Source organism: Microbacterium cucumeris (genome assembly GCF_058349845.2).
Window position 1 is genome coordinate 92,831 of record NZ_JBYRIZ020000002.1, and the last position, 20,307, is coordinate 113,137.

Sequence of the window (20,307 nt, forward strand, 5' to 3'; positions counted from 1 at the left end):
GCGGGCGAAGCGAGTCGAAACCGGGTGGTCCGTCGGGACACTGCGTTTCGACTCCTCGCTGCGCTCGTCGCTCAACGAGCGGGGAGGGGGCGGTCCGTTCGCGAGCCGGCCCCCTTTCGTTCGTTCGTCGGGTACTGCGTTTCGACTCCTCGCTGCGCTCGTCGCTCAACGAACGGGGATGGGGCGGTCCGTTCGCGAGTCGGCCATCATCTCGTTCGTTGAGCGAGCGAAGCGAGTCGAAGCGCGGTGGTCCGTCGGAGACTGCGTTTCGACTCCTCGCTGCGCTCGTCGCTCAACGAACGGGGATGGGGCGGCGCTCGTCGCTCAACGAGCGAGGGAAGGGACGGCCGTTCCCCCCGTCGCGAGTCGAACGCCCATTTTCGTTCGTTGAGCGAGCGCAGCGAGTCGAAACGCGGTGCGGTCCGGGGAACGAGAGAGGGGCAACCCCGTCGCTCAACGGACGAGCGCGCGGAGCGCGGCATCCGGCGTCGCGTGACGGAAGGCGAAGCCGTCCCGGATCAGCCGTTCCGGGACCGCCTGCTGGTCGGCGAGCAGAAGCTCGTCCGCGGCAATACCCATGCCCGCGCGCAGGGCGAACGCGGGGAGCCGGAAGAGATGAGGCCGGTGCAGGACCCGCGCGAGACCCCGCGTGATGTCTCGTGACGTCGCCGGCGCCGGGCCGACCAGGTTCACCGGGCCGTCCAGCGCGGATGCGGTGGCCAGATGCAGCAGGGCGGCGGCCTCGTCCTCGAGGGAGATCCACGGCCAGTGCTGGCTGCCGCCGCCGATGGTCGCGCCCAGGCCGAGCCTCGTCGTGAGCATCAGCGGCGTGAGCGCCCCGCCCGAGGCGAGCACCAGACCCGTGCGGGCGTGCACGACGCGCGTGCGCGGACGGGCGGGATCCGCAGCGCTCTCCCACGCGCCGACGACGTCGGCGAGGAATCCCGTCCCCGGCATGGCATCCTCGGTCACCACCTCGCCGGGGCGATCGCCGTAGATCCCGACGGCGGATGCCGACACCCACGCGTCCGGCGGCGCCTCCGAGCCGGCGATCGCCCGCGCGATCGCGCTGGTCGCCGCGACACGGCTGCGGAGGATCTCCGCGCGGTAGCGGGCGGTCCAGGGCAGGCGCGACAGGCTTGCCCCCGACAGGCTGATCACGGCGTCCGCCCACGCGATCGGCTCCGCCGGGGCGGTCCGGGCCGAGGCATCCCAGCGGTGCTCGCTCGCGTCCACCGGATCGCGCCGCACCAGCGCGCGCACCTCGTGGACGCCGCCGGCCCGTGCCGCGACGGCCGAGCCGATCAGGCCCGACGCGCCGACGAGGAGGATCCGCATGGATCGAACCTACGCCACCGGAGTGAGGCCCTCGTGCCGCGGTCGTTACACAGCCGATACCGGATCGCAATGCGTGTGGGATTGGATTCCTGGTGCGGGCTGGGTAGCGTCGAGGGATCACCGTATCCGGAAGCGACGACGCTCCCGGTGCGCGCAACGAAGCGCTATACAGGGAAGGGCATCACCCATGCACCAGACACCTCTGCGACGGCGGGGAATCCTCGCCGTGACCGGCACGGCAGTCGCAGCACTGCTCCTGGCCGGATGCGTCGCCAGCGAGCGCGGCGACGACTCCGGTGAAGGATCCGGCGAGGTCGACACGACGTTCATCTTCGCGGCATCCTCGGACCCGGCCAGCCTCGATCCCGCCTTCGCGCAGGACGGAGAGACCTTCCGCGTCTCCCGGCAGATCTTCGAGGGCCTCGTCGGCACGGAGCCCGGAACGGCCGATCCGGCACCCCTTCTCGCCGAGGAGTGGGACTCGGCGCCGGACGGCATGAGCCACACGTTCACGCTGAAGGAGGGCGTGACCTTCCACGACGGCACTCCGTTCAACGCCGAGGCCGTCTGCGCGAACTTCGACCGCTGGTACAACTGGACGGGTCTCGCCGCGAGCGAGGCGTTTGGGTACTACTACAACAAGCTGTTCCACGGGTACAAGGACAGTCCCGAGAACGCCGTGTACAAGTCCTGCTCGGCCGACGACGAGTACACCGCGACCGTCACGCTGAACAAGCCGTTCGCCGGGTTCATCCCCGCGCTGTCGCTGCCCGCGTTCTCGATGCAGAGCCCGACGGCGATGAGCGAGTACAACGCGGACGAGGTCGGCGGTTCCGCTGAGGCGCCGCAGATGTCCGAATACGCGATGGGCCATCCCGCGGGCACCGGCCCGTACCAGTTCGAGGAGTGGGCTCCGGGCGAGCAGGTCACCCTGACCGCGTACCAGGACTACTGGGGCGACCCCGGCCAGATCGAGGAGATCATCTTCCGCACGATCGACGACCCGACCGCGCGCCGCCAGTCCCTCGAGGCGGGCGACATCGACGGCTACGACCTGGTCGGCCCCGCCGACACCGCCGCCCTCGAGGAGGACGGGTTCACGATGGTCCCGCGTCCGCCGTTCACGATCCTGTACCTGGCGTTCAACCAGGCGATCCCCGAGCTGCAGGACATCACCGTGCGTCAGGCGCTGTCGCACGCGATCGACAAGGACGCGCTCATCTCGCAGGTGCTCCCCGAGGGAACCGAGAAGGCGATCGAGTTCATGCCGGACAGCGTCAACGGCTACAACCCGGATGTCACCACCTACGACTACGACCCCGAGAAGGCCAAGGAGCTGCTGGCCGATGCCGGTTACACCGAGGCGAATCCGCTGAAGCTGACGTTCAACTACCCGGTCAACGTCTCGCGGCCGTACATGCCGGACCCCGAGCAGATCTTCACCGTGCTCTCCTCCCAGCTCGCCGAGGTCGGCGTCGAGACGACGCCGGTCTCCGAGGAGTGGGTGGAGTACCTCGACCGCACCACCGGCACGGCGGATCACGGCATCCACCTGCTGGGCTGGACCGGTGACTACAACGACACCGACAACTTCGTCGGCGTGTTCTTCGGCGCTCAGAGCTCGGAGTGGGGCTTCGACAACCCGGAGCTGTTCCAGAAGCTCGCCGAGGCACGGGGCGTCTCCGACCTCGAGGAGCAGTCGGCGCTCTATGAGGAGATCAACGAGGATGTCGCGCAGTTCATCCCCGGGGTCCCGCTCGCTCACCCGGCGCCGACGCTCGCGTTCGACCCGCGCGTCGAGAGCTATCCGGCCAGCCCGGTGAACGACGAGGTCTTCACGGACATCGTCCTCACCGAGTGATCGTTCCGCACGTCGTGATCATTTCCGCTCGTTGAGCGAGGAGCGGAGCGACGAGTCGAAACGCCGTCTCCGACGGGCGGCGTTCCGACCTGCTCCGCTCCTCGTTCGACGAACGAGGGACCGAACCGGAGACCTATCCGTGCTGCGCACCATCGGCAGGCGACTGCTGCTTCTCATCCCCACTCTCTTCGGCCTGAGCATCCTGCTCTTCGCCTGGGTCAGAGCCCTCCCCGGCGGACCCGCCGTGGCCCTCCTCGGCGAGAAGGCCACGCCCGAGGCGATCGAGCGGGTCAACGAGCTCTACGGCTTCGACCAACCCCTGATCCAGCAGTACTTCACCTGGATCGGCCGACTCCTGCAGGGCGACTTCGGCACGTCGATCCAGACGAACCGTCCGGTCGTCGAGGAGTTCATGCGACGGTTCCCCGCGACGCTCGAGCTGTCCGTGGCGGCCCTGATCATCGCGATCGGCATCGGCATCCCGCTCGGCTACTGGGCCGCGAGGCGGCACGGCAGGTTCACGGATCACGCGTCCGTCGTGCTGAGCCTGGTCGGTATCACGATCCCGGTGTTCTTCCTCGCGTTCATCCTGAAGTACGTCTTCGCCGTCCAGCTGGGGTGGCTTCCGGCGGACGGCAGGCAGAACCCGCGCATCGACGCCACGCACCCCACCGGCTTCTACGTGTGGGACGGCATCATCACGGGGGAGCTGGATGCCGCGTGGGACGCCATCCTGCACCTCATCCTTCCCGCGCTCGCGCTCGGCACGATCCCGCTCGCGATCATCGTCCGCATCACCAGGGCGAGCGTGCTCGAAGTGCAGAACGCCGATTACGTGCGTACCGGCCGCGCCAAGGGCGTCGCCCCGGGGACCCTGCGCAGCAGGTTCATCCTGCGCAACGCCATGCTGCCGGTCATCACGACGATCGGCCTGCAGGCCGGGCTGCTCATCGCGGGCGCGGTGCTCACCGAGACCGTGTTCGCCTTCCCGGGGATCGGCTCGTTCCTGGCCCGGGCCATCTTCACCCGTGACTTCCCGGTGCTGCAGGGATTCATCATCTTCATCGCGATCGCGTACGCGCTCATCAACCTCGCGGTGGACGTCTCCTACAGCGTGATCGACCCGAGAGTGAGGGTCCAATGACTTCCCCCATCCTCCCTCCGGCGCAGGGCGCCGGGATCATCGACACCGTCGCCGTCGCCCAGGAGGGCCTGAAGAGCAGCGGTGGATTCTGGCAGGACGTCTTCCGCCGGCTGCGCCGCAATCCCACGGCGTGGATCGGCGCTGCGATCGTGTTCGTGTTCCTGCTCATTGCGTTCCTCGCACCCGTCATCGCCCCGTATCCCGAGACGGCGCTGCCCGGCGCGAAGTACATCACGCCCACCCATATCCCCGGCCCGGGGGAGCTGGCGCAGTTCCCGCTGGGCTTGGACCGGTTCGGCGGGGACGTGCTGTCCAAGCTGATCTGGGGTGCGCAGGCCTCGCTTCTGGTCGGTGTGGTCTCGACCGCGCTCGGCCTGGTGGGCGGGATGCTGCTCGGACTCATCGCCGGCACGTTCGGCGGCTGGGTGGACACCCTGATCATGCGCATCGTGGACATCATCCTGTCCGTGCCGAACCTGCTGCTGGCCGTGTCGATCGCGGCGATCCTGGGCCAGACTCCGTACGCGGTCATGATCGCGATCGGAGCTTCGCAGGTGCCGATCTTCGCACGACTGCTGCGCGCGTCGATGCTGCAGCAGCGCTCGAGCGACTACGTGCTGTCGGCGCAGACACTGGGCCTCGGACGCGGCCGGATCACGATGTCGCACGTGCTCCCGAACGCGATCGGCCCGGTCATCGTGCAGGGCACGCTGACCCTCGCGACCGCCGTCATCGACGCCGCGGCGCTGTCGTTCCTCGGTCTCGGCGGGGGTCGCCCCGAGACCGCCGAATGGGGCCGGATGCTGACCTACGCACAGGCGGAGCTCGCCATCGCGCCCTGGCTGGCGTTCTTCCCCGGCATCTGTATCGCCGTGACCGCTCTGGGCTTCACGCTCTTCGGTGAGGCGCTGCGCGAGGCGATGGATCCGCGGACGAGGGCACGGTGATCGCGATGGAGGACAGGACGATGAAGACGCAGCCGCTGCTGCAGGTGGAAGGTCTCGCGGTCGATTTCACCACGATGGACGGCACCGTCCACGCGGTCGAGGACGTGAACCTCGAGATCGCGCCGGGGGAGACCGTCGCGATCGTCGGCGAATCGGGCTCCGGCAAGTCGACCACGGCGATGGCGATCATCGGGCTGCTCGCGGGAGGAGGTCGCGTGGCCGCCGGGAGCATCCTCCTCGACGGGCGCGAGATCGCGCATGCGCCCGAGAGCGAGTTGCGCACCATCCGCGGACGGGACATCGGACTCGTCCCGCAGGACCCGATGTCCAATCTCAACCCGGTCGCGAAGATCGGGACCCAGGTCGCCGAGACGCTGCTCGCGCACGGTCTCGCGAACAGGCAGAACGTCTCGGCCAAGGTCGTCGAGGCGCTCGCCGCAGCAGGGCTCCCCGACCCCGAGAGCCGTGCGAAGCAGTATCCGCACGAGTTCTCCGGAGGCATGCGCCAGCGCGCCCTGATCGCGATCGGCCTCGCCTGCAAGCCCCGGCTGCTCATCGCCGACGAGCCGACGAGCGCGCTCGACGTCACGGTGCAGCAGACGATCCTCGACCAGATCGGCGAGATGACGCGTGAGCTCGGCACCGCCGTGCTGCTCATCACTCACGACCTCGGGCTGGCCGCCGAACGCGCCGAGCGGGTCATCGTGATGCACCGCGGCAAGGTCGTCGAGCAGGGGCCGGCGAAGCGGATCCTCGCCGACCCGCAGCATCCCTACACGCAGTCCCTCGTGAAGGCGGCGCCCTCGGTCGCGGCGGCCCGGCTGATCCCGCAGGCGTCCCGGGCCGTCCCCCCTTCGCCTGGTGAGCGGGTCGTTCCCTCTTCGTCTGGTGAGCAGGTCGTTCCCTCTTCATCTGGTGAGCGGGCCGTCCCCCCTTCGCTCGTTGAGCGAGCCGTCCCTCCTTCGCTCGTTGAGCGAGCCGTCCCTCCTTCGCTCGTTGAGCGAGCCGAAGGCGAGTCGAAACGCGGTTCCGACCGCGCGGCGGCAGCTCCGGCATCCGACCACATCGTCGAGATCGAGAACCTGACCAAGGTGTACCCCGTGCGGGGACGCGCGGAGGACTTCGTGGCGGTGAAGGACGTCTCCCTCGCGATCCCGCGCGGCGAGACGGTCGCGATCGTGGGGGAGTCCGGATCCGGCAAGACCACGACCGCCCGGATGCTGCTGAAGGTCATCGAGCCGACGAGCGGCTCGATCCGGTTCGAGGGCAAGGACATCGCGACCCTGAGCCGTGCCGAGACGCGCGAGTTCCGCCAGCGGGTCCAGCCGATCTTCCAGGACCCGTACTCCAGCCTCAACCCGATGTTCACGATCGAGCGGCTGATCGGCGAGCCGCTGGAGTTCTACAAGCGCGGGAGCAGGGGCGAGCGCCGCACGCGCGTGCGCAAGCTCCTCGACGACGTGGCGCTGCCGCAGTCCATGCTGCGCCGGTATCCGTCCGAGCTCTCCGGCGGCCAGCGGCAGCGCGTCGCGATCGCCAGGGCGCTCGCGCTGTCGCCGGACCTCGTGGTGTGCGACGAACCGGTGTCGGCGCTCGACGTCCTCGTGCAGGACCAGATCCTCTCGCTGCTCGGCGACCTGCAGCGCGAATACGGGCTGAGCTACCTGTTCATCTCGCACGATCTGGCGGTCGTGCGACTCATCAGCGACTACGTGTGCGTGATGAAGGACGGTGCGCTCGTGGAGGCTGCGGACTCGGAGGAGATCTTCACGAACCCCCGCGATCCGTACACCCGGCGCCTGCTGAGCTCGATCCCGGGCAACGAGCTGGGCATCGCCTCGTGAGCCGGACCGGGCTTTTACCGCAGCATCCGAAATTGGTCAAGGATCTGACTGGACATGTCGCGAAATCGGACGTATAGTTGATCTTTGCGTTCGTATCTCCCTGCCCTCATATGGTGGTCGGCAGATGTTGAGCTCTTTCGAGCGCACTCCACCTGACGACAAAGGAATCGAGAAGCCCTGCGGGGCTCACGGAGGTTATTCCCTTGGCTGCTGCTCGCAACGCATCCACATCCACCACCACCAAGAACGGACGCGGAGCATCCCGTCTCTCGTTCGCCAAGATCTCCGACACGCTGACGGTCCCCGACCTTCTCGCGCTGCAGACCGAGTCGTTCGACTGGCTCGTCGGCAATGAGGCCTGGAAGGCGCGCGTCGCCGAGGCCCGCGAGGCCGGACGCAAGGACGTCAACGAGGTCTCCGGCCTCGAGGAGATCTTCGAGGAGATCTCGCCCATCGAGGACCTCAGCGAGACGATGCAGCTGAGCTTCACGAACCCGTACCTCGAGCCCGAGAAGTACTCCATCGACGAGTGCAAGGAGCGCGGCAAGACCTACGCCGCCCCGCTGTACGTCGAGGCCGAGTTCATGAACCACCAGACCGGTGAGATCAAGACCCAGACGGTCTTCATGGGCGACTTCCCGCTGCAGACCGGCAAGGGCACGTTCATCATCAACGGCACCGAGCGCGTCGTCGTTTCGCAGCTCGTCCGCTCGCCCGGCGTCTACTTCGACAAGACGCCCGACAAGACCAGCGACAAGGACATCGTCTCCGCTCGCGTCATCCCGAGCCGTGGTGCCTGGCTCGAGTTCGAGATCGACAAGCGCGACCAGGTCGGCGTGCGCATCGACCGCAAGCGCAAGCAGTCCGTCACCGTGTTCCTGAAGGCGCTCGGCCTGTCCAGTGAGGACATCCTCGCCGAGTTCGCCGGCTTCCCATCCATCGAGGAGACCCTGGCGAAGGACACCATCCTCACCAAGGAAGACGCGCTGCGCGACATCTACCGCAAGCTCCGTCCGGGCGAGCAGGTCGCCGCCGAGGCCGCCCGCGCGCTGCTGGACAACTTCTACTTCAACGCCAAGCGCTACGACCTCGCCAAGGTCGGCCGCTACAAGATCAACCAGAAGCTCGGTCTGGACGCCGCGCTGAACGAGTCGGTCCTGACCGTCGACGACATCGTCGCGACCATCAAGTACCTCGTCCGCCTGCACCGCGGCGACGAGACGTTCGAGGGCATCCGCGGCGGCAAGAAGGCCGAGATCCGTCTCGCGGTCGACGACATCGACAACTTCGGCAACCGTCGCATCCGCGCGGTCGGCGAGCTGATCCAGAACCAGGTCCGCACGGGTCTGTCCCGCATGGAGCGCGTCGTCCGCGAGCGCATGACCACGCAGGACATCGAGGCCATCACGCCGCAGACCCTGATCAACGTGCGTCCGGTCGTGGCGGCGATCAAGGAGTTCTTCGGAACCTCCCAGCTGTCGCAGTTCATGGACCAGAACAACCCGCTCGCGGGTCTGACCCACAAGCGCCGCCTGTCGGCCCTCGGCCCCGGCGGTCTCTCGCGCGACCGCGCCGGCGTCGAGGTCCGCGACGTGCACCCGTCGCACTACGGCCGCATGTGCCCCATCGAGACGCCTGAAGGCCCGAACATCGGTCTGATCGGCTCGCTCGCGACCTTCGCGCGCATCAACTCGTTCGGCTTCATCGAGACCCCCTACCGCAAGGTCGAGGGCGGCCGGGTGACCGAGGAGATCGTCTACCTCACGGCGTCCGAAGAGGCTGAGCACGTCGTCGCCCAGGCGAACGCCGTCCTGAAGAAGGACGGACACTTCGCCGACGAGCGGGTCCTCGCCCGCCGCGGCCGCGACGGCGAGGTGGACCTGTTCCACCCCGAGGAGATCGGCTACATGGACGTCTCGCCGCGCCAGATGGTGTCGGTGGCGACCTCGCTCGTGCCGTTCCTCGAGCACGACGACGCGCAGCGCGCGCTCATGGGCGCCAACATGCAGCGTCAGGCCGTGCCGCTGCTGCGCAGCGACTCCCCGCTGGTCGGAACCGGTATGGAGGGCTACGCCGCGATCGACGCCGGTGACGTCATCACCGCCGACAAGCCCGGCGTCGTGACCGAGGTCTCGGCGGACCGCGTCGTCGTCATGCTCGACGAGGGCGGGACGCAGGAGTACTACCTGCGCAAGTTCGACCGCTCCAACCAGGGCACCTCCTACAACCAGAAGGTCGTCGTCTCGGCCGGTGAGCGCGTGGAGAAGGGCGAGGTCATCGCCGACGGTCCTGCGACCGAGAACGGCGAGCTGGCGCTCGGGAAGAACCTCCTCGTCGCGTTCATGACGTGGGAGGGCTACAACTTCGAGGACGCCATCATCCTGAGCCAGGACCTGGTGAAGGACGACACCCTCTCGTCGATCCACATCGAGGAGTACGAGGTCGACGCCCGCGACACCAAGCTCGGCAAGGAGGAGATCACGCGTGACCTCCCCAACGTCAGCCCGGAGCTGCTGAAGGACCTGGACGAGCGCGGCATCATCCGCATCGGCGCCGAGGTCCGCCCCGGCGACATCCTGGTCGGCAAGGTCACGCCGAAGGGCGAGACCGAGCTGAGCGCCGAGGAGCGCCTGCTCCGCGCGATCTTCAACGAGAAGAGCCGCGAGGTCCGCGACACGTCGCTGAAGGTGCCGCACGGCGAGCAGGGCACGATCATCGCCGTCAAGGAGTTCAACGCCGAGGACGGAGACGACGAGCTCGGCTCCGGCGTCAACCGCCGCGTCGTGGTCTACATCGCCCAGAAGCGCAAGATCACCGAGGGCGACAAGCTCGCCGGCCGCCACGGGAACAAGGGTGTCATCGCCAAGATCCTCCCGATCGAGGACATGCCCTTCCTCGCCGACGGCACGCCGGTCGACATCGTCCTGAACCCGCTCGGCATCCCGGGTCGAATGAACTTCGGCCAGGTGCTGGAGACCCACCTCGGGTGGATCGCCAAGCAGGGCTGGAAGGTCGAGGGCACCCCCGAGTGGGCCGCGCACCTGCCGAAGGAGGCCCTCGAGGCCGCGCCCGGCACCAAGGTCGCGACCCCGGTGTTCGACGGTGCCGAGGAGCAGGAGATCGCCGGTCTTCTCGACTCCACGCTGCCGACGCGCGACGGCATCCGTCTGATCGACCGCTCGGGCAAGACCCAGCTGTTCGACGGACGGTCGGGAGAGCCGTTCCCGATGCCGATCTCGGTGGGCTACATGTACATCCTGAAGCTGCACCACCTCGTGGACGACAAGATCCACGCGCGTTCGACCGGCCCGTACTCGATGATCACCCAGCAGCCGCTCGGTGGTAAGGCGCAGTTCGGCGGTCAGCGCTTCGGTGAGATGGAGGTGTGGGCCCTCGAGGCCTACGGTGCCGCCTACGCGCTGCAGGAGCTCCTCACGATCAAGTCCGACGACATCCTCGGCCGCGTCAAGGTGTACGAGGCGATCGTCAAGGGCGAGAACATCCAGGAGCCCGGCATCCCGGAGTCGTTCAAGGTGCTCATGAAGGAGATGCAGTCGCTCTGCCTGAACGTCGAGGTCCTCTCGGCCGATGGCACGGCGGTCAACCTCCGCGACACCGACGACGAGGCCTTCCGTGCAGCTGAGGAGCTGGGGATCAACATCTCCAGCCGCTTCGAGTCCGCTTCGATCGACGAGATCTGATCTCGTCGCATCGCCTGATTCCTTAAGAATTTCGACACAGGAGAACTAGTGCTCGACGCAACAACCTTCGATGAGCTTCGCATCGGCCTCGCCACCGCAGACGACATCCGCGCATGGTCGTACGGTGAGGTCAAGAAGCCCGAGACCATCAACTACCGCACCCTCAAGCCCGAGAAGGACGGCCTCTTCGGCGAGCAGATCTTCGGCCCGAGCCGTGACTGGGAGTGCGCCTGCGGCAAGTACAAGCGCGTCCGCTTCAAGGGCATCGTCTGCGAGCGATGCGGCGTGGAGGTCACCAAGAGCTCCGTCCGCCGCGAGCGGATGGGCCACATCGAGCTGGCGGCCCCCGTCACCCACATCTGGTACTTCAAGGGCGTCCCGTCGCGCCTGGGCTACCTGCTGGACATGGCGCCGAAGGACCTCGAGAAGGTCATCTACTTCGCCGCGTACATGGTCATCTCGGTCGACGAGGATGCTCGTCACCGCGACCTCGCCACGCAGGAGAACAACATCCGTCTCGAGCTGAAGACGCTCGCGGACCGTCGCGACTCGAAGATCGCGGCGCGGATGGCCAAGCTGGAGGAGGAGCTCGCCGCTCTCGAGGCGGAGGGTGCCAAGGCCGACGCCAAGAAGAAGGTCAAGGACGCCGCCGAGAAGGAGATGGCTCAGCTCCGCAAGGGCACCGATGAGCAGATCGCCAAGCTCGAGCGCGTGTGGGAGGACTTCCGCACGCTCGAGGTGGGTGCGCTGCGCCCCGAGGACGACGTCTTCCACGAGCTGCAGGACCGGTTCGGCCAGTACTTCGAGGCCTACATGGGCGCGGAGTCGATCCAGCGCCGCCTGCGCGACTTCGACCTGGCCGCCGAGGCGGAGAACCTGCACCTGCAGATCGCCGAGGGCAAGGGCCAGCGCAAGATTCGCGCGATCAAGCGTCTGAAGGTCGTCAACTCGTTCCTGGAGACCGGCATGAGCCCGGCCTCGATGGTGCTGGACGTCGTCCCGGTGATCCCGCCGGAGCTGCGCCCGATGGTGCAGCTGGACGGTGGCCGCTTCGCGACCAGCGACCTGAACGACCTGTACCGCCGCGTCATCAACCGCAACAACCGTCTTCGTCGTCTGATCGACCTCGGCGCCCCCGAGATCATCGTCAACAACGAGAAGCGCATGCTGCAGGAGGCCGTGGACGCCCTGTTCGACAACGGTCGCCGCGGTCGTCCCGTCACGGGCACCGGCAACCGCGCCCTGAAGTCCCTGAGCGACATGCTCAAGGGAAAGCAGGGTCGATTCCGCCAGAACCTGCTCGGAAAGCGCGTGGACTACTCGGGCCGTTCGGTCATCGTCGTCGGTCCGCAGCTCAACCTGCACCAGTGCGGTCTGCCCAAGCAGATGGCTCTGGAGCTGTTCAAGCCGTTCGTGATCAAGCGCCTGATCGACCTGGGCCACTCGCAGAACATCAAGGCCGCCAAGCGTGCCGTGGAGCGCACCCGTCCCGAGGTCTGGGACGTGCTCGAGGAGATCATCCGCGAGCGCCCGGTGCTGCTGAACCGTGCACCCACCCTGCACCGACTGGGCATCCAGGCCTTCGAGCCGCAGCTCGTCGAGGGCAAGGCGATCCAGCTGCACCCGCTCGTCTGCGCCGCGTTCAACGCGGACTTCGACGGTGACCAGATGGCCGTGCACCTGCCGCTGTCGGTCGAGGCCCAGGCCGAGGCCCGCGTGCTGATGCTCGCGTCGAACAACATCCTGAAGCCGTCCGACGGCCGCCCGGTGACCCTGCCCTCGCAGGACATGATCATCGGCCTGCACCACCTGACCACGGTCAAGGAGGGCGCAGCCGGTGAGGGTCGTGCGTTCGGGTCCGTCGCCGAGGCGCTGCTCGCCAAGGACGAGGGCTCCCTCGACCTGCAGGCGAAGGTCCGCATCCGCATCCCGGGTCTGACCTTCCTCGAGGGCGAGGCTCCGGAGGGCTACGAGCGCCACGGCCTCGTGGACGCCTCGCTGGGTCAGGCGATCTTCAACGACACGCTCCCCAAGGGATACCCGTTCGTCCGCGAGCAGGCCGACAAGGGCAAGCTGTCGCAGATCGTCAACAAGCTGGCCGAGGAGTACCCCAAGGTCGAGACGGCCGCCACGCTGGACCGCATCAAGAACGCCGGCTTCTACTGGGCCACGCGTTCGGGTGTGACGGTCGCGCTCAGCGACATCCTCACGCCGCCGAACAAGGGCGAGATCGTCGCGGGCTACGAGAAGCAGGCCGCGAAGGTCCAGTCGCAGTACGAGAAGGGTCTCACCACCGACGCCGAGCGTCGTCAGGAGCTCATCAAGATCTGGACCGAGGCGACCGACGAGGTCCAGGCCGCGATGCGCGAGAACTTCCCGGCGGATAACACCATCAACCGCATGGTGTCCTCGGGTGCTCGTGGTAACTGGCTGCAGATCCGCAACATCGCGGGTATGCGAGGCCTGGTGAACAACCCGAAGGGTGAGATCATCCCTCGTCCGATCATCTCCTCGTACCGCGAGGGGCTGTCGGTGGCCGAGTACTTCATCGCGACGCACGGTACCCGTAAGGGTCTGGCCGACACCGCTCTGCGCACCGCCGACTCGGGTTACCTGACCCGTCGTCTGGTGGACGTCTCGCAGGATGTCATCATCCGCGAGGAGGACTGCGGCACGTCCAAGGGCCTCGAGCTGCCGATCGCCGCGCCGAACTCGGCCGGCGAGCTGGTCCGCGACGCGAACGTGGAGAACTCCGTGTTCGCCCGTACGCTCGCCTCCGACGTCATCGACGCGAAGGGCGACGTCGTCGCCACCGCCGGTGAGGACGTCGGCGACGTCCTGATCGACAAGCTCGTCGAGCTGGGCGTGGAGACGATCAAGGTCCGCTCGGTGCTGACCTGCGACTCGGCTGTCGGCGTCTGCGCGCAGTGCTACGGCCGCTCGCTGGCCACCGGCAAGACGGTGGACATCGGTGAGGCCGTCGGCATCATCGCGGCCCAGTCGATCGGTGAGCCCGGTACCCAGCTGACGATGCGTACGTTCCACACCGGTGGTTCGGCGTCGGCGGACGACATCACCCAGGGTCTGCCCCGCGTGCAGGAGCTGTTCGAGGCGCGTACCCCCAAGGGCGCGTCCCCGATCGCCGAGGCCGACGGCCGGATCACGATCGACGAGACCGACAAGGCCAAGAAGGTCATCCTCACGCCCGACAACGGCGACGAGGCAGTGGTCTACCCGGTCCTGAAGCGTGCCACCCTCCTCGTCGAGGACGGCCAGCACGTCACGGTCGGCCAGCCCCTTCAGGTCGGCACGCTCGACCCCAAGGAGGTCATGCGCGTCATGGGTGCCCGCGAGGTGCAGAAGTACCTCGTCGGCGGAGTCCAGGGCGTCTACCGCTCGCAGGGTGTGCCGATCCACGACAAGCACATCGAGGTCATCGTCCGTCAGATGCTGCGCAAGGTCACCGTGGTCGACCACGGCGACACGACGCTGCTGCCCGGTGAGATGGTGGACCTCAAGCGCTACCAGCAGATCAACCGCGAGGCCGTCGGCGAGGGCAAGCGTCCCGCGTCGGGCCGTCCGGAGCTGATGGGTATCACCAAGGCGTCGCTCGCCACGGAGTCCTGGCTGTCGGCCGCATCCTTCCAGGAGACGACCCGCGTTCTCACGCAGGCCGCCATGGAGGGCAAGCGCGACCCGCTGGTCGGTCTCAAGGAGAACGTCATCATCGGTAAGCTCATCCCTGCCGGTACGGGTCTGTCCAAGTACCGCAACATCACGGTGGAGGCCACCGAGGAGGCCAAGAGCGAGCGCTACCCGAACCGGATCTTCGCATCCGACGGTGCGTACGCGGACGGCGACTTCGGCTACGTCGACTTCGACGCGTTCTCGACCGACGACATCACGCCCGGCACCTACAACTGACGCGGCTGGGCTCAATGCTGCGAAGCAGCGTTGAGCCCAGATCGGGTCAGGATTGAGCGAGCGCCAGCGAGTCGAAAAACTGATCAAGGCCTGATCTGAAGGCCCCGGTCCCGCAAGGGATCGGGGCCTTCGTCGTGCCGGGTTCCGGATGCCCGGGGCAGCCGTCACTCAGGCTGCGGGCGTCTGAGTGGGGGTCGGAGTCGGCGTCGGGACGTCGGCGAAGAGGTGCGCGACGATGTCCGCGGTGTATCCGGGCGGGGCGAGGTTCGAGTATCGGGTGTCGATCAGCACATCGTCGCGCCAGTACAGCGTCCTCCCGTCCGTGACGGGATACTCCTCGTTCTCCCAGGTCTTCTCGCAGCGCGTGCCGGCGTCCGGCTCGTAGCACGTGAAGCCCTCGTCTTCGATGAGTTCGTTGAGCATCTCGAACGCGGGTTCACGGGGAACGACAGAGATCCAGGTCACGAGACGCGTGGTGTCGGCGCGCGGGTCCGCCCACGTGCAGATGAGCGTGCCGTCCTCCTGGACGCCGTTCGGGGCGAACGCCTTGTCGTTGAGCGGATGGTCCGACAGCAGGTCGAGAGTGGAGTCGGAGAGGATCGCGCGGCAGTCCGTGGGCATCGTGATCGTGGACGGCGTCCGGACGGGTCCGGGCGTCGCCGTGTACGTGGGCCCCGGGGCAGGCGCCGACGTGCCGGACGGGGCCGGCGATTCCTCACCGGCGGACGGGGCGGAGGAGGTGCACCCGACGAGCAGCGCCGTCAGCAGCAGTGCCGCGGCGATCGGGGCGGTGCGCGGGATCATGACGTCACGGTATCGCGGCGCAGGAGCGGCGCTCGATCGGCGCGCTGGGCGACGCGGTAGGTTCGTCACGTGAGTGCAGAGACGGCGGAACAGGTGGTCGTGATCGGCGACGCGCTGATCGATGAGATCCGCGACGATGCCGGCATCCGGGAGCTCGTCGGGGGAGCGGCCCTCAACGTCGCTGTCGGCCTGCGGCGGATGGGTGTGCGCACAGCGCTCATCGCGATGGTCGGCGAGGACGAGGCCGGCGATCACATCCGCGAGTACCTGCGGGATCATGGCGTGCGGCTGATCGAGACGCCCGCGCCTCATGGATCGTCCCGCGCGATCGTCACGCGGTCGGCGGGCGGCGAGCCGACCTACGTGTTCAACCGCGCCGCGCAGCAGCGCACCATCCGCTACGGCGCGGAGGCGCGCGAGGCCATCGCCGAGGCCTCCCTCGTGGCGATCAGCTGCTTCCCGTTCGATGTGACTGCCGAGGTGGACGCCCTCGCCTCCGCGATCCGCGGTGCCCGGGTGGCGATCGATCCGAATCCGCGCGCAGGGATGCTCAGCGACCGCGACGCGTTCGTGACCGGTTTCGAGTCGCTCGGGGGCGGCGCGGACATCGTCAAGGTCGGCGCCGATGACGCCGAGCTCCTCTACGACGGCGATCTCGAGGCGCTGCGCCGGCGTCTGCGCGGGCTCGGTGCGCGCGCCGTGCTCGCCACCGCCGGCGCGGATGGCGCGGTGCTGGAAGCCGATGCCGGAATCGTCGATGCTCCGATCGCGGCGCTTCCCGGGCGGGTCATCGACACGGTCGGTGCGGGCGATGCGACGCTCGCGGCCGTGGCCGCAGGGCTTGTCCACGGCATTCCGGACGGTACAGACGAGTGGCGCGAACTGCTCGAGCGCGCCATGGCGGTGGCCGCCGCGACCTGCCGTTCCGAGGGCGGTCTGCTGCGCACGCCGGAGTCGCTGGAGGCGCGCGATGGGGCAGGTCTCTCGACCTGATCGCCCGATTTCGTCCCCTCGCCCGACGCGGGTAGTATGGATCTTCGCGCCCCCGGTTGGCTGGACAAGCCGGACGGGTGTGCACTGGCGAGTTACCCAAGCGGCCAAAGGGATCTGACTGTAAATCAGCCGTCTTAGACTTCGGGGGTTCGAATCCCTCACTCGCCACCAGATGTGTGAAGGGCTCCGCGCAGCGGGGCCCTTCACACGTTAATCGGATTGAGCGGGATTCGGGGAGGAGCACGCCGCGCCCCGCATCCCATTTGCGCGATCCGAACCGTGCGCGTGAGACTGGAGCGATGCGAGCGCTCACCGAGGCAGAGGTCCGCGCCAGTTTCGTCAACGCCGAGCAGGAGGAGCTCCGTGTCATGGAGCTGCCGCACGATTTCGTGCTGACGGACTGGGACTATCTCGACTTCTTCGCGTGGCGCGATCCGTCCATGGCTCGGCGCGGATACATCCTGGCGCAGATCGACGACGGCGTCGTCGGCATCGTGCTGCGTGCGACGGACCCCGGCCGCACGCGGTCCGGCATGTGCAATATCTGCCACACCCTGCAGCCCGGGAACCAGGTCGCGCTGTTCTCGGCGCGGCGCGCGGGAGAAGCCGGACGACGCGGAGACGCGATCGGAACCTACATCTGTGCGGACCTGTCCTGTCATGAGAACGTCCGGTTGGCGCATCCGCTCGCCCCGAACGAGATCCGTGCCGCCGGGCAGGCGGACATGCGCCTGGACGGCACACGCCGGCGCATGGAGCGCTTCGTCGCACGCGTGGTCGCGGACGCCGCCTGATCGGCGCGGCCGTTACGCTGAAGTCGACGAACCCGTCCTGCGCATCGAGGGAGACGCCATGAGCGAGGCCATTCTGCTGTCCGTGACCGAGGGGATGGCGCGCCTGACGCTGAACCGTCCGTCGAGGCTCAACGCTTTCAACGCCGACCTCGCCCACGCTTGGCGCGATGCCGCGACCGAGGCCACGACGCGTCAGGACGTCGGGGCGATCCTCATCGACGGCGCCGGGCCATCGTTCTGCGCCGGGGGCGACGTGATCGACATGGCGGCGACCATGGGATCGGGCGCCGAGATCTCGGCGCTGGCAGAGGTCATCAACGCCGGCATCCGGGCCCTGGTCGAGTCCTCGGTGCCGGTGGTCACGGCCGCGCACGGCACGACCGCGGGCGGCGGCCTCGGCATCCTGCTCAGCGGAGACTATGCCGTCGTCGGCAGCCGCTCCAAGCTCGGCAGTCTGTACGCCAACATCGGTCTGACCCCCGACCTGTCGGTCTCCGCCCAGCTGGCCCGCGCTGTGGGCGAGCGCCGCGCGCTGCAGCTGGTTCTGCAGGATCGCCTGCTGTCGGCCGAGGAGGCCAGGGACTGGGGGATCGTCGCCGAGATCGTGGACGGATCGGATGCCGCGGACGAGGCCGACCGCGTCCGAGCGCGTGCGGAGGAGATCGCCCGGTTCTGGCTCTCGGGTGCGGCCGCGGCCTACGGTCAGGCCAAGCGGCTGGTGCGGTCTCAGCCCTCGCGTTCCTTCGCCGAGCAGCTCAGCGAGGAGGCGCGGTCGATCGGCGCATCCTTCGACACCGCGGACGCGAAGGCGCGCGTCGCCGCCTTCGCCGCGGCATCCGCCCGGCGGAGCTGAGCGCGCCGGATGCCGACCTCTCCCGCGGGCAGGAGGGGCATGGCAGGATGAGAGCAGCGCAGACCGACGAGAGGATCGCCATGTCGCAACCGGGGGATGTCACCGCAGCCAAGCCGAACGCATCGCTGCTCATCAGAGGGGCCATCTGGATCGCGATCGGCGCGCTGATCGCCGCCGCGCTCGTGTGCGTGGTGTGGGTGCTCATCGGTGATCAGGACGGGCTGATCGGCCGCGCGTTCCTGACGATCCTGCTGCTCGCAGCCTTCGCAGGAATCGCGATCCTCGAGGCGGGGCTCGCCCCGAACCGTCCGGACTGGCTCGCGCTGTCCAGCATGATCACGTGGATCATCGCCCTGCTGGTGGGGGCCGTGAAGATCTGGCTGCCTGAGGAGCCCGGGTCCTATGGTGTCGGTGCGGAGCGCTTCTTCCAGCTGCTGCTCGTCGTCGGAATCCTGCAGTTGACGCTGCTGCACGTGCGCCTGTTCAAGCCCGCGGCCGAACGCTACATCACGGTGTTCACGCGGGTCATCTACTACCTGACGCTCGTCTTCCTCGTGGCGCTCGCCGGGATGCTGGTGTTCTTCCTGACCTTCCCGCACACCTTCGACTACAACGACCTCTACTGGCGGATCGTCGTCGCACTCGCGATCCTCACGGCTGTCGGGACGACTCTGATCCCGCTGCTGAACGCACTGTTCGCGCCGAAGAAGCAGAAGCCCGCCGTCTCCCCGGCCGCCACCTCGTGGCCGACATACGGCGACGGCATCACGCCGCTGCCGGTGCTCGCCGACGGCTCCCCGGACTGGAACGCGTACTACACCGGTCACCCGACCGTGCAGACCGCGGCGCTTCCCGCGCCGGCGTATCCCGTGCTCGGCGGCGCGGTGGCCGCCCCGGCCTCCCACCCGCAGGAGCCGCAGGCTCCGGTCTGGCCTCCGCAGGATGCCGCTCCCACCGCGGCAGCGTGGTCGGCCGGTGCGGCGCAGTCCACGTTCCCGGAGCCCCCGGCGTATCCGACGCCGCCGACGCAGCCTCAGCCCGAGCCGTACCCGGCACCCCAGCCCGAGCCGTACCCGGCACCCCAGCCCGAGCCCTACCCCGGGCCGCAGCCGGAACCGTACCCGGTGCCTCAGCCCGGGCAGCCCGAGCCGCCGTCTGCTCCTGCCGCGCCGGTGGCGCCCGAGCAGACCGGTGAGACCCCTCGATCGGCCGCACCGACCCCGCAGGAGTTCCCGCCGCCTCCGCCGGTGCCGCCTCTCCCGCCCGTCCCGCCGACGCCGTCGCAGCAGTGACGGCGCCCGTCGCCGAGTCCGAGGGGCTGCGCGCTCTCGCCGTCGACATCGCGCGCGAGGCGGGCGAGCTGGCGAGGAGCCGTCGCGCGGTCGGCGTGTCCCTCGCCGCGACGAAGTCCACGCTCACGGACATCGTCACGGAGGCGGATCGCGAGGTCGAGGAGCTCATCCGAGCCAGGCTGGCGAATGAGCGTCCGGGCGACGGGTTCCTGGGGGAGGAGTCCGGATCGGATGCCGGGACCACCGGCGTGACCTGGGTCGTCGACCCCATCGACGGCACCGTCAACTACCTCTACGGCATCCCCTCGTACAGTGTGAGCATCGCCGCCGTGCGCGGCCCAGCGATTCCCGAGTCCTGGGAGGCGCTGGCCGCCGCGGTCTTCGCGCCGGGTCTCGGCGAGCTGTTCTCCGCGGCGCGCGGGGGAGGTGCGTGGCAGGACGACCGCCGTCTGCGGGTCACCGATTCCACGCCGGCGGGGGCGCTGCTCGCGACCGGCTTCGGGTACGACCCGGCCACGCACGACGGCGATCTGCTGACGGTCCGCCGCGTGATGCCGATCGCGCGGGATCTGCGACGCGGCGGGTCCGCGGCGCTCGATCTGGCGTATGTCGCTGCGGGACGTCTGGACGGCTTCTTCGAAAGAGGGCTGAACGCGTGGGACTTCGCGGCGGGTGCTCTCCTCGTGGAAGAGGCCGGTGGCCGGGTCAGTCGCTTCGACACGGATTCCGCGCGGCCGATGCTCATCGCCGGCGGAGCCGATGTCCACAGTCGACTGCGTGACCTTCTCGACACGGAGAAGTGAGTGCCGCTC

Annotated in this window: 13 protein-coding genes and 1 tRNA gene; 12 read left to right on the forward strand and 2 right to left on the reverse strand. The window is 68.3% G+C overall.

Annotation, left to right across the window (positions count from 1 at the left end):
- Positions 1–453: 453 nt before the first annotated feature.
- Complete coding sequence (locus AC3RXZ_RS07075) at positions 454–1,338, reverse strand: TIGR01777 family oxidoreductase (protein WP_243233373.1); 885 nt, start codon at positions 1,336–1,338, stop codon at positions 454–456.
- A 187-nt stretch (positions 1,339–1,525) separates the two neighbouring features.
- On the opposite strand from AC3RXZ_RS07075, the gene AC3RXZ_RS07080 reads away from it, so the two are divergent.
- The 6 genes from AC3RXZ_RS07080 to rpoC all read left to right on the forward strand — a co-directional run bounded on the left by AC3RXZ_RS07080 (position 1,526) and on the right by rpoC (position 14,759).
- On the forward strand, positions 1,526–3,199 hold the full coding sequence (locus tag AC3RXZ_RS07080) for an ABC transporter substrate-binding protein (RefSeq protein ID WP_491493562.1): 1,674 nt from the start codon (positions 1,526–1,528) through the stop codon (positions 3,197–3,199).
- Between the two features lie 139 nt (positions 3,200–3,338).
- Entirely contained in the window at positions 3,339–4,343 is a 1,005-nt protein-coding gene (locus tag AC3RXZ_RS07085) for an ABC transporter permease (protein WP_243233368.1), read from the forward strand.
- The gene (locus tag AC3RXZ_RS07090) at positions 4,340–5,290 is read left to right on the forward strand and encodes an ABC transporter permease (RefSeq protein WP_243233366.1); all 951 of its coding nucleotides are present in this window, start codon (positions 4,340–4,342) and stop codon (positions 5,288–5,290) included. The genes AC3RXZ_RS07085 and AC3RXZ_RS07090 overlap by 4 nt, the downstream gene beginning before the upstream one ends.
- 20 nt (positions 5,291–5,310) lie before the next feature.
- Positions 5,311–7,134 (forward strand): ABC transporter ATP-binding protein, encoded by a 1,824-nt coding sequence (locus AC3RXZ_RS07095; protein WP_491493563.1) that lies wholly within the window; start codon positions 5,311–5,313, stop codon positions 7,132–7,134.
- Positions 7,135–7,337: 203 nt separating this feature from the next.
- A complete protein-coding gene (gene rpoB / locus AC3RXZ_RS07100; RefSeq protein ID WP_491493564.1) occupies positions 7,338–10,835 on the forward strand; it encodes a DNA-directed RNA polymerase subunit beta in 3,498 nt (1,165 codons plus the stop codon).
- A 48-nt stretch (positions 10,836–10,883) separates the two neighbouring features.
- Positions 10,884–14,759 (forward strand): DNA-directed RNA polymerase subunit beta', encoded by a 3,876-nt coding sequence (rpoC, locus tag AC3RXZ_RS07105; RefSeq protein ID WP_243229961.1) that lies wholly within the window; start codon positions 10,884–10,886, stop codon positions 14,757–14,759.
- A 168-nt stretch (positions 14,760–14,927) separates the two neighbouring features.
- Here rpoC and AC3RXZ_RS07110 read toward each other — a convergent pair whose 3' ends face one another.
- Positions 14,928–15,563 (reverse strand): hypothetical protein, encoded by a 636-nt coding sequence (locus tag AC3RXZ_RS07110; RefSeq protein ID WP_491493565.1) that lies wholly within the window; start codon positions 15,561–15,563, stop codon positions 14,928–14,930.
- Between the two features lie 69 nt (positions 15,564–15,632).
- Between AC3RXZ_RS07110 and AC3RXZ_RS07115 the strand changes: the two genes are divergently transcribed.
- The 6 genes from AC3RXZ_RS07115 (at position 15,633) to AC3RXZ_RS07140 (ending at position 20,298) form a co-directional block, all read left to right on the forward strand.
- Positions 15,633–16,556, forward strand: a complete 924-nt coding sequence (locus AC3RXZ_RS07115; RefSeq protein WP_491493566.1) for a PfkB family carbohydrate kinase — start codon at positions 15,633–15,635, stop codon at positions 16,554–16,556.
- An 86-nt stretch (positions 16,557–16,642) separates the two neighbouring features.
- Positions 16,643–16,727, forward strand: a tRNA-Tyr gene (locus tag AC3RXZ_RS07120).
- A 128-nt stretch (positions 16,728–16,855) separates the two neighbouring features.
- Positions 16,856–17,350, forward strand: a complete 495-nt coding sequence (locus tag AC3RXZ_RS07125) for an FBP domain-containing protein (RefSeq protein WP_243229976.1) — start codon at positions 16,856–16,858, stop codon at positions 17,348–17,350.
- Between the two features lie 58 nt (positions 17,351–17,408).
- Positions 17,409–18,203 carry an enoyl-CoA hydratase/isomerase family protein gene (locus AC3RXZ_RS07130; RefSeq protein WP_491493567.1) on the forward strand — a complete coding sequence of 265 codons (795 nt, stop codon included), beginning with the start codon at positions 17,409–17,411 and terminating at the stop codon, positions 18,201–18,203.
- An 80-nt stretch (positions 18,204–18,283) separates the two neighbouring features.
- Complete coding sequence (locus AC3RXZ_RS07135; protein WP_491493568.1) at positions 18,284–19,495, forward strand: hypothetical protein; 1,212 nt, start codon at positions 18,284–18,286, stop codon at positions 19,493–19,495.
- Positions 19,492–20,298 (forward strand): inositol monophosphatase family protein, encoded by an 807-nt coding sequence (locus AC3RXZ_RS07140; protein ID WP_491493569.1) that lies wholly within the window; start codon positions 19,492–19,494, stop codon positions 20,296–20,298. Before AC3RXZ_RS07135 ends, AC3RXZ_RS07140 begins: the two co-directional genes overlap by 4 nt.
- Positions 20,299–20,307 lie beyond the last annotated feature (9 nt).